Source organism: Blautia sp. MSK.18.38, assembly GCF_024460535.1.
Lineage (GTDB): Bacteria > Bacillota > Clostridia > Lachnospirales > Lachnospiraceae > Blautia_A > Blautia_A fusiformis.
This window is the reverse complement of the sequence record NZ_JANFYP010000007.1, coordinates 72,074-85,517: the sequence shown is the minus strand read 5'-3', so window position 1 is coordinate 85,517 and position 13,444 is coordinate 72,074. Positions and strand designations below refer to the sequence as shown.

At 43.9% G+C, this 13,444-nt stretch carries 11 protein-coding genes; all 11 read right to left on the bottom strand.

Going from position 1 to position 13,444, the window contains the following annotated elements:
- Window positions 1-2 precede the first annotated feature (2 nt).
- A complete protein-coding gene (locus NE638_RS06310) occupies window positions 3-590 on the bottom strand; it encodes an anthranilate synthase component II (protein ID WP_044961185.1) in 588 nt (195 codons plus the stop codon).
- A gap of 153 nt (window positions 591-743) precedes the next feature.
- Window positions 744-953, bottom strand: coding sequence for a DUF1858 domain-containing protein (locus tag NE638_RS06305; protein ID WP_021650997.1), 210 nt, complete (start codon window positions 951-953; stop codon window positions 744-746).
- Between the two features lie 144 nt (window positions 954-1,097).
- The gene (locus NE638_RS06300; protein WP_129974629.1) at window positions 1,098-2,465 is read right to left on the bottom strand and encodes an MATE family efflux transporter; all 1,368 of its coding nucleotides are present in this window, start codon (window positions 2,463-2,465) and stop codon (window positions 1,098-1,100) included.
- A gap of 31 nt (window positions 2,466-2,496) precedes the next feature.
- Window positions 2,497-2,961, bottom strand: a complete 465-nt coding sequence (locus tag NE638_RS06295) for a GtrA family protein (RefSeq protein WP_044961189.1) — start codon at window positions 2,959-2,961, stop codon at window positions 2,497-2,499.
- A gap of 123 nt (window positions 2,962-3,084) precedes the next feature.
- Entirely contained in the window at window positions 3,085-4,476 is a 1,392-nt protein-coding gene (pepV, locus tag NE638_RS06290; RefSeq protein ID WP_021977544.1) for a dipeptidase PepV, read from the bottom strand.
- Window positions 4,477-5,742, bottom strand: a complete 1,266-nt coding sequence (locus tag NE638_RS06285) for a cytosine permease (protein ID WP_059085206.1) — start codon at window positions 5,740-5,742, stop codon at window positions 4,477-4,479.
- A 2-nt stretch (window positions 5,743-5,744) separates the two neighbouring features.
- Entirely contained in the window at window positions 5,745-6,902 is a 1,158-nt protein-coding gene (locus tag NE638_RS06280; RefSeq protein WP_021977542.1) for a PucR family transcriptional regulator, read from the bottom strand.
- Window positions 6,903-6,907: 5 nt separating this feature from the next.
- On the bottom strand, window positions 6,908-7,939 hold the full coding sequence (locus NE638_RS06275; RefSeq protein WP_021977541.1) for a hypothetical protein: 1,032 nt from the start codon (window positions 7,937-7,939) through the stop codon (window positions 6,908-6,910).
- 203 nt (window positions 7,940-8,142) lie between these two features.
- Window positions 8,143-9,195 (bottom strand): 16S rRNA (cytosine(1402)-N(4))-methyltransferase RsmH, encoded by a 1,053-nt coding sequence (gene rsmH, locus NE638_RS06270; RefSeq protein WP_059085250.1) that lies wholly within the window; start codon window positions 9,193-9,195, stop codon window positions 8,143-8,145.
- Window positions 9,196-9,299: 104 nt separating this feature from the next.
- The gene (locus tag NE638_RS06265) at window positions 9,300-10,490 is read right to left on the bottom strand and encodes a hypothetical protein (RefSeq protein ID WP_021977539.1); all 1,191 of its coding nucleotides are present in this window, start codon (window positions 10,488-10,490) and stop codon (window positions 9,300-9,302) included.
- A 116-nt stretch (window positions 10,491-10,606) separates the two neighbouring features.
- Entirely contained in the window at window positions 10,607-13,237 is a 2,631-nt protein-coding gene (gene ppdK, locus NE638_RS06260) for a pyruvate, phosphate dikinase (protein ID WP_059085207.1), read from the bottom strand.
- Window positions 13,238-13,444 lie beyond the last annotated feature (207 nt).

The following is a 13,444-nucleotide window of genomic DNA, read 5'->3' as shown; positions in this document are numbered from 1 at the left end:
TTTTACTCCTCCTTCTGAAAATTCTCCGCGATCCTGCAAAAATTCTCAAGAAGCTCATGTCCATATTCCGTAAGAACGGCTTCCGGATGGAATTGCACACCATAGATAGGCAATGCTTTATGGGAAATTCCCATAACAGCACCATCATCAGAAAGCGCATCCACCTGATACTCCTCCGGAATGCTGTCTTCCCGCACGATCAGGGAATGGTATCTTGTCACCTTGTATTTCTCAGGCAGGCCTGCAAACACTCCTGTTCCATGGTTGTGGATCTCTGTTACTTTTCCGTGCATGGGACACACGCCCTTTTCCACTACTGCTCCCGCGCAGTGGCCGATCACCTGATGGCCCAGACAGACACCAAGAACAGGAATCCTTCCCTGAAATCTTTTTACGGTATCTACGCAGAGCTTCGCATCCCAGGGACGCTTCGGTCCCGGAGAAAGGATGATTCCTTCCGGGTTCAGCTCCTCCAGCTCCTCCAGGGTGATCTCGTCGCAGCGTCTGACCAGGATCTCTCTTCCAAGTTCCTGAAAATATGCCTTGAGATTATAAACAAATGAATCGAAATTATCGATCATCACATACATGCTTTTTTCCTCCATATCAAGCAGATATTTAAGACTCTCTTTATCGTCTGCTCACAAAAAAAGGGATAACGACGGCATGCCCAAAAGACATGCACAGTCGTTATCCCCTTGCGGTCCGTAATCTGTACGTTCTAATATAAATTGTACTGCTGATTATTTCTGTTTCTTGGTTTCCTCATAATGATGGATGTCTGCCAGTACAGCGTTTACATCAAGTCCGTGTACCATACATGCCTCCTCAAGAGACTCACCGATAGAAGACGGACAGCCGATACAGTGCATTCCTTCCTGCATAAGAATGTATGCAATCTTCTCATCGTATGCAAGCATCTCGCCCATTGTTGTTTCCTTTGTGATTTCCATGATCTATATTCTCCCTTCTGGATCTGTAATCTTACCCGGAATCCCGGTTTCCTGGTTTTTTCCGCAGTTATAATATCATTATAACTGTATCTTCCATAATTGCAAGCCTAAATTTATTCTTTTCATTTTCTGTATTATACCCACTCAGGCAGCAGTTTCCTTTTTTCCCCTGCTCCACTTTTTCATCACATAAATATAATACGGGATCAGAGGGATCAGCGCTGCGATCCATGCGGCAGGATCTGCCAGACATACACCTGCAAAACTTGTTTTTCCTGCAACAAACATAACGATCGCACTTCTTGCCGCCAGTTCAAACACACCGCCCAGCATGGGAACCAAGCCATATCCCAGTCCCTGAAGTCCGTTTCGGTAGAGGAAGATACTTCCAAGGAACGGATATGCCCAGAATACCGTATGAAAATAAGTAACAGAAACATTAATAACATCCGTCTGGGATTTGTCAATAAATAGCCAGGTCATGTACTTTCCGAAAAAGAACATAATGATCATAGTGATCACACTCCAGATCAAGATCATGATCTGGGTATATTTCATTCCTGCTTTTACACGGTCCATCTTTCCGGCGCCCCGGTTCTGTCCTACATAGGTTGCCATCGTCGCACCAAAAGCTACAAATACAGTTGCAATGATATTCTGTATTTTTCCCGCAGCGGAAAATCCTGCCATATATACAGAACCGTAAATATTTACCGCACCCTGCACAATAATGGTTCCGATCGCTGTGATGGAAAACTGAAGTCCCATGGGAATACCAAGGGCCAGCAGATAACGGAAGCTGGTAAAAGAAACTTCAAAGTTTTCTTTCTTCAGATGCAGGATCGGGAACTTTTTGATAATATAGATCAGGCAGCAGACTGCGGAAATTGCCTGCGCGATAACTGTAGCATAGGCACAGCCTTCCACTCCCATCCCGATTTTTACAATAAACAGAATATCCAGGAACACATTGATCACTGCCGAAATGATCAGAAAATACAGCGGAGATTTTGAATCTCCAAGTGCACGGAGAAACGCTGCCAGTGAATTATATGCCGCTGTTACGATCAGGCCTGCATAAATAATTCCCATATATCCCTTCACAGATCCCATCAGATCCTCCGGTGAATTCATCAGCCGCAGAATCGGTTCATTCAAAGCCTCAAAGCCAATGGTCATCACAATGGCAAAGGCTGCTGCCAGATAAATGGACATAGCTACGTAATGACGCATCTTATCATATTGCTTCGCCCCGAACCACTGGGATACCAGAATGGCAAAGCCACTGCTCAGTCCGTTAAGCCATCCGGTAACAAAAAACATCAGTGAACCGGTGCTTCCGATTGCAGCCAGCGCATCTACTCCCAGGAACTGACCCGCAACAATGGAATCCGCAATGTTATAAAACTGCTGAAAAATATTTCCGAGACACATGGGAATCATAAAGCGGATGATCAGGCTCACCGGATTTCCCACGGTCATATCATTGGTCTTGTCCTTTGTCAATTTCATCCAACTCCTTTTCTACAAATATAACTATCTTTTATTTTTTAAAAACAATCAATTTACTGATCACATAATTCAATACGATCACAACCACCTGAGCAACAAGTTTCACTGCCATGCTGTTAAATCCAAGCCAGGTGATAAATACCGCAAGGATTGCTTCCTCCACAATCAGCGTAAAGAGCCGGCCTCCGAAAAACGAAGCCATCTGCTTTAAAAATCCGGCGGCGGAATCCACCTGCCCGTCGAATACCCATGTCCTGTTTGTAAAATATTGGAACAGTACGCAGACCACCCAGCAGATCACATTGGCGATCAGCGCATTCATGCCCAGGCCCTTATCCAGCCATGCATACAACGCAATGTTCAGAAAAAATGTGAGCCCTCCAAAGAACAGATACATCAGAACTTCCTTATGTTTCTTATAAAAAGGTTCCAATATATTCAGCACCGGAAGATGCATCAGTTTATCAAAAATGTCCTTCTTTTCCTCCACATCCATATCCTTTCTCCTATTCAGTTTAAGCCGTAGCTTTATCATATGTAAACTTATATAACATAGCAAAAAATATCCTGGATGTCAACGCATTCCAGGATATTTCTATAGTTTGTTTCTTTAATGTTTTTATCTATATTCTGTCATCAGTTTGTAAAGACCTTTTACAAAAATTTCGGTCATTTTCTGCAGACTCTCAATGCTTAAAAATTCATTTGCTTCATGAGCCAGTTCTTCCTCATACGGAAACAGCGGCCCAAATGCCACAGCATTAGGAAGTGCCCTTGCATAGGTAGCTCCGCCAATAGCCATTGGCTCTGTATCCATATCCCCTGTCACTTCCTGATAGGCCTCCATCAGACACCGGATCAGTGCTGAGTCCTTTTTATGGTATACCGGAGCCAGATAATCTACTTCATTATAAAAGAAGCCATATTTTTTCAGCTGTCTCTCCAGCAGCTCCCGAATATCATTATACTCCACAGATGCAGGATAACGAATATTACACTGCAGAAAAATCCTTCCATTTTCATCCATATTCACAGTTCCCACATTAAACGTCAGTGCCCCTGCGGAATCCTCCATGGCACAGCCCAGACGCTCTCCGTCATAATCCATTCCTATGGCCTGATGAAAACATTTCATATAAGAAGCATGAGAAAGTTTTTCGCCAAATTGTCCCAGCGTTTCCAGAAGACAGGAAACTGCATTAAACCCTTTTTCCGGACTCATACAATGTGTACTGATCCCTCTGACTGACAATTTCAAAAATCCATCTGTGATCTTTGCTGTAACCTGTTCCGGAAGCGCAATGCTTTTTACTGCCGCCTTCGGATCTTCACATTTCAGAAGACAGGACGCCTCGTCCGGAACAATATTTCTGCTACGTCCACCTTTTAATTCCACAATTTGTATCTCTGCTCTTTCATCCACAGATTCCACAGAAGAAAGATCAAAGTCAAGAAGTCCTTTTTCGCAGTATAAAAGTGGAAAATTAGCATCTGGTACGATAGATACCTGTGGAAGTATTTCTGCATGATCCAGATAATAACGAATACATTGCCAGCTCTCTTCCTCATCGGTTCCCACAATCATGCGAAGACAGGTATCTTTTGGAATCAACTGATTATCTGCAAGATATTTCATAGCAAAAAGTGAAGACACCAGAGGGCCTTTATCATCTGAAGTTCCTCTTCCATAAAGCTTTCCATCTTTTTCCACAGGATCAAACGGATCTGTGTTCCATCCCTCTCCTGCACTGACCACATCTGTATGGCAGAGGATTCCGATCATCCTGTTTCCCTCTCCGGCAGTGATCTCTCCGGCATAACCATCATAATTTTTTACCTGAAATCCCATTTGCTGTCCCATTCTAAGGACGTACTCCAGAGATTTTTGGATATTTTTTCCAAAAGGTGCTCCTTTAGATGGTGCATCCTCAAAAATCCCGGGAATAGCTACCAGTTCTTTTAGACATCTGACCATTTCCGCTGTATTTTTTTCTACATATTCTCTAGCCATTTATTTATCACCTTTTTTTACCAGTCTCCACACCAGATACAGGATTCCGGAAACCAGCATTCCATTGATAAAAGAAATTCCCACAGTCAAAAACGTAGCTGCAAAACCAAGAGCCCAGGTCACGATTCCAGCCACTGACCATCCTTCACGTAATGTAAAGTTCTCTGCTTTTCCTTTCCCAAGGCTCCAGTATTCCACAATAAACAGAGCAATGATCGGCATAAACGCATTTCCAAGAAGTGTAAGAAATCCCTCAAAATTTCCGGCTACACCAACAGCTGCCAGAACTGTTCCCACAGCTCCAAGTATAACCGTTGCCATAGAACGGCCGCTTTCTTTCAGATTGAATACCATAACTGCATTTAAGCCTGCACTGTAGGCATTGGTAGTATTCGTTGTCCAGGTTGCCAGGATCAGTACGACCATTCCAAGGAACGGAAGGCCAATATTAGAAAATACAAGTGAAATGTCATACTGCTGGGCAATTCTCGTCATTACCGCTCCGAGAATAAGCATAGCCATTCCTGCCGGCATCACACCGATAGCAGAAGAAAGGACTGTATCTTTTCTTGTTCTCTGATATCTGGTAAAATCAGGTGCATTCAAGGCGCCGGTGGCCATAAAACTGATAGTAAGTACAACTCCATCTGCAAAGCTCATGGCCGGATCTTCGATAGTCATACTTAAATTTCCGGTTCCGAAACGCTGGATTGCTACCACACACCCGATCACAGTTACGATCACAAGTGCAGGAATGGCAATCTTATTCAGTTTATCCAGAGCATTGATTCCATATACAGCTGTAACCAGCATGATTATTCCCCACACAACCGTTGATACCGGAATCGGGATTTTTACTCCTGTGCTTGCTTCGATCAGATTGGAAAATGCAGAGCCACAGACACCGTTCTGCACTGCAAACCAACCGATCATGGAGATCATAAATAATGCAGAGATCAGCTTTGATGATCCCTGTTTTCCAAAAACGCCAGATGCAACAACACATGTCGGTACACCAAGATCACTTCCCATGATTCCACAAAATATCATCAACGCCACGATCACTGCATATCCGATTACCCCTGACCAGATGGCCTGAGACATCGGCATAGACTCTGCCAGGATTCCTCCCAGCATCAGACTGGGCACACAGATCATAATTCCCGCCTGGATCATGGCAACATCTGCCCAGCTTTTTCTCTCTTCCATCGGAACCTGTTCCAATGTGACAGATTCCACATTTCCTGTTTTCTTTTCCTGTTCCACTCTCATACCTCTTTATTCTTTTTTATCTCCAGCATAGATTCGATCCGCACAGCCAGAGAAATGATCTCATGAAAAAGCAACGGCTGTTCTTCCACATCAAGATAATTTCTCAGACGGTTAATACGATAACGGATCGTATTCTCGTGCTGTTTCAGTTTTTTGGCAGTTTTTTTAAAATCTCCATTGCACTGTACATACGCCCTTGTTGTAAGAAGCATGTCCTCCATGCCTTCTTCCGTTGTTTTCGCCGCAATCTCTCGACAAAATTCGTCATAAAATTCCTGCATTTCCCGACTTCCCCTGATAGGCAAAAGAAGCTGCTGCGGAGACAATGGATCATAGACCTGCTGCCTCCGGTCCGATGCCTGTGCCATGTCCAGGGCGTCTCCTGCTTCAAGAAGTGTTCGTTCTACTCTGTATCTGGCATAAGGTCTGCCAATTCCAAGTCTGCGGTTATGATAGCTTCTCAAAAGCTGTTCACACACTACATTTTTATGCTGTTCCAGTTCCTTCCTGGAATCTGCACTCAAAATACAGATATCATAGTTATCCGCCGGAATAAATATATCAAAAGATGAACAGACTTCTCCTGTTTTTTTTCTTTGTGTGATCTTCCGCCGTTCATCCCGGATATAAACAGCCTGTACGTACTCCCTGATCCCCGGATTAATGCTAAAAAGGATCTTCATTCGCTCCTGGGGCAGAGTCCTCGATGCTAGGATCTTATCCAGTTTCAGCTGATTAAGCACATTTGTCTGTTCTTCCAGGATACATTGATTAATAACTCCAAGGACCTCTGCATAAGAAATATCTTCCCTCATACAGATCACAGGAAACTGCTTCTCTTCACAGAAAGCAAGCATTTCTTTCGAAAAAAGCTCTGCTCTCTCCTCCATCATCACACAGAGCCCACTGCAGTTTCCTTTTACAAGAAGCGCCAGAACCTGCATCAGTTCTTCTGATTTCGGCTGAAACTGCAAAAGAGATGTGATAAAAAAATCTCCAGGTGCCAGAATATCTTTCTCCAGCACATCCTCTTTAAATGGCGCATCAAAAACAGATGCCCGCTTTACGATCCGGCCAAGTCCGGCCCGTCCTGACAAAATTTTTACATTCTCAAACAAAGGTGCATTTAAAACCTGCAATAAAGATATGTTCATATTATTTATTCTCTGAATGCAGCCAGCTCTTTCAGATATGGATCTGTTATTCTCCCTTCATCCATGATCTGTACACCATCAAGCCATACAGAAGAATTCAGGCAAATGCCATCACAGTGGGATTTTGCATCCTGTCCGTGCGGCGGAGCGTCAAATGGGCTGACATAACCAATTCCCCACTCTGTGGATCCCCATACACGCTCATCCTCCACAATATTGCCGGTAAGAACCGCTCCTGGATTAAACCCATACGCAATATGTGCAAGCTTGAACATTCCCTCATCTTCAAAGCTTTTCAAATGCTCTTCAAAAATGGCTGCATCACGGCCTCCTTCAATTTTTACGATTTTACTGTTTTCAATTGTAAGACGGATCGGCGCATCCGGTGTGGTTCCAAAAGGTGGGGTTACAGATCCGTCAAAAACGATCACGCCATTGATGCTTCCAAATCGCGGCACAACATTGATCTGTCCTGTAAGCATATGGATTCCTGGTACTGTTGCGTTTCCGCAGTCACATGCTGTATAATGGCCAGGATCGATTTCAAATGATATATCACATCCAGCCGGAGTTGTGACACGCATGTTCTTTGCATTTTTTGTTTTTTCAGTGATCGCAAGCATAAATTTTTTGAGCTGCTCTGTCTCCACATTGCCGATGGTACGGATCATGAGGTCAGGGTTAAAATCTACCAGACACATGTAACGCATTTTTTTGTTCTCTGCTTCTGCACGCTCAAATGGTGTGGAATAAAGAAGCCACTGATGATTAAATTCGATCCATACATCTGCACAGAGAAGTGCTGCACTTAACGCATCGACCGGAAGATCCGGATCTGCTGCTTTTCCTACTCCCCCTGGTGTGGGAACTGAAATTACCATTGCATGTGCTCCTGCATTTTTTGCACTGTTTTTTACTGCTTCTACAACCGATGCATCCGAATCATCATCTGCTGTGATGATCACAGTTTCTTCAGGCTTCACGCCAAAAATTTCTTTTACCAGCTTATCTGCTGCTGTTTCAAGTGTGATATCCATGTTTTTTCCTTTCCAATTCGTGGTGTCCCGAAAAATATTTATCTGATCTTTAACTTTTCCAGGTCACTGTAATTGTTTAACATGATAGCACAGTGATTTTTTAATTTGTATGGAATTATTCCAAAATACAGAACAGAAATTTGTAATTTTTTCAAAAAATAAGCCATGGCTTATTTTTTGCCATGGCTTATGGAGATCATCATTTATGCTTTTATCGCCCAGCGCATCTTCGTTGATCTGGCACGTCCATTCTGAGCGCATTCCTGAGCAGACGGTCGGATCACATCTTTGGAATAATCAGAATAAATTCCTTCTTTGTATCCCTGTTTCAGTGCTTTCTTTACCAGTTTGTCTTCTCCGGAATGGAAGGTAAGGATTGCCACACGTCCGCCTGGTTTCAAAGCTCCGGGGAGTTTTTCCATAAAATCATAGAGAACCTCGAATTCCCGGTTTACATCGATACGCAACGCCTGGAAAACCCTCTGGCATGTTTTTTTGACCGTGTCTTTTTTCTCTTTTTCCGGAAGAAAATCCAGAGTCTTCTCGATCACTTCCCGAAGTTTCGTGGTGGTATCTATGCGGTTGCCCTTACGGATCTCATCGGTAATGGCTCTGGCGATTTCCTCACAGTACGGCTCATCGGAATTCTCATCCAGCATTCCGGCAAGTTCTTCTCTGGAAATGGTATCCAGACGCTCCGCCGCACTGATCCCGGACTCCTGGTTCAGTCTTAGATCCAGAGGTCCGTCCACTTTAAAAGAAAAACCTCTCTTTGGATTGTCGATCTGCATGGAAGATACCCCAAGATCCGCCAGGATAAAATCAAAGCCCCCGACTTCTTTCGCGATCTCATCAATGGTGCAGAAATTCTGGAGCTTAATTGTCAGGATATCTTCCCCGAACCCCTGCTCTGCCAGACGTTTCCGGGTCTTGGCGGATTCTTCCGGGTCCACATCCGTGGCATACATATGGCCCTGGCCTTTCAGACATTCCAGCATGGCCTTCGTATGTCCGCCATAACCTAGTGTCGCATCAAATCCGATCTGCCCCGGTTTGATCTCCAGAAAATCAATGATCTCCTTCACCATAATGGAAATGTGCATTCCCGCCGGTGTATTCCCCTTGCTAATCACATGTTCAATAGTATCTTTATATTTCTCAGGCTGAAGCTCTTTATATTTCTCTTCGAATTTCTTCGGATATTTTCCTTTATATCGTACCCGCCTCTTATGCGGTGTCTGTGATTCCTGGTTCATAAAATTCTCCTTATCCTCTGGCATGATCTGCCCTGTTTCTTTCATGATACCATGAATCCTTTTTTTCGTAAACTGCCGGAATCACCCTAGCAGAAAACTTTCAGTTATGCAGCCGAAAATTTCTCTGTATAATACTTCTCCAGATACTCATAAAAATGGTCTCTGTCTATATGATATTCCTCCGGAACGTCAAAGAGGAGTTTTTCCAGCATCTCATCCATAATCCCTCTGGCTTCTTCCTGGCTCATCCCTGCTTTCAGATGTTTTCCCAGATACATGTTGGAAATATAATCATAGATCGGATAATATTTTTCCGGGTTCTCTGCCGTCTTTTCATCGTAGTAATCATGATATTGCTCATCCATCAGCGTCAGGATCGTCGTTGCATAGTTGTCATCCTGATTATATTCATCCAGCTGTTTTGCGTAATATCCAAGACTGTGATTCACATAATCATCCAGAGAATAATTGTCCATACATTCGATCATTATTTTATGGGCATTGCTCTGCATCTGATAGGCAATATCGTTTTCCTCATAATCAAAAAGGCTGACCGCAAACAGGGAATTGATTGCCTCCGCATTGGGAACATCATAATAATTCAGTCCGGCAAATTGAATGTATACTTTGTTTCCGTCTTCATCTGTATAATGGCTGTCCCGCAGACAATGGCTCAGTTCATGGAAGATCACCTGATAATCCCAGGTTCCTTCTTCGTATTCTTTATCTTTCAGCACATAAATCTTATTCTCTGATTTCACGTAACATCCGCAGGAATAAACATCCCAGCTGACTTTTAACAGTTCATCCTCTGTACATTCCACAACTTCCAGGCTCTGAAGATTCTGATAAAAAGGACGAAGTTCCACATCCGGATATTTTTCAAACACACATTTGCAATATTCTTCCATAAGTGGTTTGAATTTATCCGGGATTTTCGGATTCTGCCTGATCACCTCCTCAAAATCCTGAAGGCTTTTTTTCTCAAAGGAAATGGCCTTTTCAATATAATCCATGTCGTAAATATACAACCGGTGAGTCATATCTCTGTGATCCAAATACGTATCCAGCTCAAACGCTTTCTTCTCTTCTTCCTCTGAAACTTCTTCGTTCTCCGCAGCTGGCTCATCTTCAGAATCTATCCCCGCAGAATCTGCCCCGGAATTGGCGGATGCATGAAAATCTTTTTCAAATTCTTTTACTGCCTGTCTGGTTCTGATCACGGAAGGCACGATAACTATTCCTGCCAGGATACACAGAATCATTCCTGTGATAATAAAAATTTTCTTTTTCATGGTTCTTTCCCCTGTATAAAAAAAGCTCCTGACAATCTGTATTTCTACAGACTGCCAGAAGCTTTCTATGCTTGATCAGGCTGAAGTTTCAGCCTTGAAGCAATATGAAGTTCTGCTTAGGCGTTCTTCTTAGCGATTGCTGCCTGTGCTGCTGCAAGACGAGCGATCGGTACACGGAACGGTGAGCAGGATACATAGTCAAGTCCGATCTCGTTGCAGAACTCTACGGAAGACGGATCTCCGCCGTGCTCACCGCAGATACCTACGTGAAGTTTCGGGTTAACCGGTTTTCCAAGCTGGATTGCCATCTTCATGAGTTTACCAACGCCAACCTGGTCAAGCTTAGCAAATGGATCGTTCTCGAAGATCTTAGCATCATAGTATGCGTTAAGGAACTTACCAGCATCATCACGGGAGAATCCGTATGTCATCTGTGTAAGGTCGTTTGTACCGAAGCAGAAGAAGTCAGCCTCTTTAGCGATATCATCAGCTGTAAGAGCTGCTCTCGGGATCTCGATCATAGTACCAACCTCGTACTCAAGGTCAGAACCAGCTGCTTTGATCTCAGCGTCTGCTGTCTCTACAACGAATTTCTTAACATATTTAAGCTCTTTGATGTCACCAACAAGCGGAATCATGATCTCCGGTTTGATGTTCCAATCCGGATGATTCTTCTTAACATTGATAGCTGCACGGATAACAGCGCTTGTCTGCATCTTAGCGATCTCCGGATAAGTAACAGCAAGACGGCATCCACGATGTCCCATCATCGGGTTGAACTCGTGAAGGGAAGCGATGATTGTCTTGATCTGCTCTACAGTCTTGCCCTGAGCATCAGCCAGTTTCTTGATGTCCTCTTCCTCTGTAGGAACGAACTCATGAAGTGGCGGATCAAGGAAACGAATTGTTACAGGATTTCCTTCAAGTGCCTCATAGAGTTTCTCGAAGTCTCCCTGCTGCTCCGGAAGGATCTTAGCAAGTGCTGCTTCTCTCTCCTCTACTGTCTCAGAGCAGATCATCTCACGGAATGCATCGATTCTGTTACCCTCAAAGAACATATGCTCTGTACGGCAAAGACCAATTCCCTCTGCACCAAGCTCACGAGCTTTCTTAGCATCAGCAGGAGTATCAGCGTTTGTACGAACTTTCATTGTTCTGTACTTGTCAGCCCATCCCATGATACGTCCGAACTCACCAGCGATCTTAGCATCTACAGTCGGGATAAGTCCGTCATAGATGTTACCTGTTGTACCATCAATGGAGATTGCATCTCCTTCATGGAACTCTTTACCAGCAAGTGTGAATTTCTTGTTCTCCTCATCCATAGCGATATCGCCGCATCCGGATACACAGCAGGATCCCATACCACGAGCAACTACAGCTGCGTGAGATGTCATACCACCACGAACTGTCAGGATACCCTGAGCAGCTTTCATACCTGTGATATCCTCTGGGGATGTCTCAAGACGAACAAGAACAACTTTCTCTCCTCTTGCAGCCCACTCAACAGCGTCCTCTGCAGAGAATACGATCTTACCGCAAGCAGCTCCTGGAGAAGCACCAAGACCTTTACCCATCGGTGTAGCAGCTTTAAGAGCAGCTGCATCGAACTGCGGATGAAGAAGTGTATCAAGGTTACGAGGATCGATCATTGCAACAGCCTCTTCCTCAGTTCTCATTCCCTCATCAACGAGGTCACAAGCGATCTTAAGAGCAGCCTGTGCAGTTCTCTTACCATTACGTGTCTGAAGCATATACAGTTTACCATGCTCTACAGTAAACTCCATATCCTGCATGTCTCTGTAATGTTTCTCAAGAGTCTCGCAAACCTGTTTGAACTGTACGAATGCTTCCGGGAACTTCTGCTCCATCTCGGAGATGTGCATAGGTGTACGAACACCAGCAACTACATCCTCGCCCTGTGCATTGGTAAGGAACTCACCGAACAGACCGTTAGCACCTGTAGCAGGGTCACGTGTGAAGGCAACACCTGTACCACAGTCATCACCCATGTTACCGAATGCCATCATCTGTACGTTAACAGCTGTACCCCAGGAATATGGGATATCATTGTCACGACGATATACGTTCGCACGTGGGTTGTCCCAGGAACGGAATACAGCTTTGATCGCACCAACCAGCTGCTCCTTCGGATCAGTTGGGAAATCAGAACCGATTTTAGATTTATACTCAGCTTTGAACTGGTCAGCAAGCTCATGCAGGTCAGCAGCTGTAAGCTCAACGTCCTGCTTAACACCTCTCTTAGCTTTCATCTCATCGATGAGCTCCTCGAAGTATTTCTTACCAACTTCCATAACTACGTCAGAGTACATCTGGATGAATCTTCTGTAGCAGTCCCAAGCCCAACGCTCATTGCCGGATTTCTCAGCAAGAGTGTTAACAACTTCTTCATTTAAACCAAGGTTGAGGATTGTGTCCATCATACCTGGCATAGATGCTCTCGCACCAGAACGAACGGATACAAGCAGAGGATTTTCTTTGTCACCGAATTTCTTACCGGTAACTCCTTCCATCTTGGTAATTGCTTCCATGATCTGAGCCATGATCTCATCGTTGATGGATCTGCCATCCTCGTAGTACTGTGTGCAGGCCTCTGTTGTGATTGTGAAGCCCTGCGGTACAGGAAGACCGAGGTTTGTCATCTCAGCAAGGTTGGCACCTTTGCCGCCCAGAAGATTTCTCATAGTAGCATTACCTTCTGTAAACATGTAAACCCATTTTGCCATTTTACATTTTCCTCCTAATTATTGTTCTTTAAAACATAAAAAATGTATGTTTTCTACGCACATAATTATTTTATAGATTTATCCTTCATTAGTCAAGGTTATTCTTCCAAAAAACAGTAATTTCTCTTGTAAAATATGACAGATTTTCCAGTTATATTTTTCACAGATTGTATTTTTCTCGTTATCATCTGAAAAATGTGCTAAAAT

What these genes read in the sequence shown, in the direction of transcription:
- NE638_RS06310 (WP_044961185.1), bottom strand. Translation starts at nt 590, where the DNA reads ATGTATGTGATGATCGATAATTTCGATTCATTTGTTTATAATCTCAAG.
- NE638_RS06305 (WP_021650997.1), bottom strand. Translation starts at nt 953, where the DNA reads ATGGAAATCACAAAGGAAACAACAATGGGCGAGATGCTTGCATACGAT.
- NE638_RS06300 (WP_129974629.1), bottom strand. Translation starts at nt 2,465, where the DNA reads ATGAAATTGACAAAGGACAAGACCAATGATATGACCGTGGGAAATCCG.
- NE638_RS06295 (WP_044961189.1), bottom strand. Translation starts at nt 2,961, where the DNA reads ATGGATGTGGAGGAAAAGAAGGACATTTTTGATAAACTGATGCATCTT.
- pepV (WP_021977544.1), bottom strand. Translation starts at nt 4,476, where the DNA reads ATGGCTAGAGAATATGTAGAAAAAAATACAGCGGAAATGGTCAGATGT.
- NE638_RS06280 (WP_021977542.1), bottom strand. Translation starts at nt 6,902, where the DNA reads ATGAACATATCTTTATTGCAGGTTTTAAATGCACCTTTGTTTGAGAAT.
- NE638_RS06275 (WP_021977541.1), bottom strand. Translation starts at nt 7,939, where the DNA reads ATGGATATCACACTTGAAACAGCAGCAGATAAGCTGGTAAAAGAAATT.
- rsmH (WP_059085250.1), bottom strand. Translation starts at nt 9,195, where the DNA reads ATGAACCAGGAATCACAGACACCGCATAAGAGGCGGGTACGATATAAA.
- NE638_RS06265 (WP_021977539.1), bottom strand. Translation starts at nt 10,490, where the DNA reads ATGAAAAAGAAAATTTTTATTATCACAGGAATGATTCTGTGTATCCTG.
- ppdK (WP_059085207.1), bottom strand. Translation starts at nt 13,237, where the DNA reads ATGGCAAAATGGGTTTACATGTTTACAGAAGGTAATGCTACTATGAGA.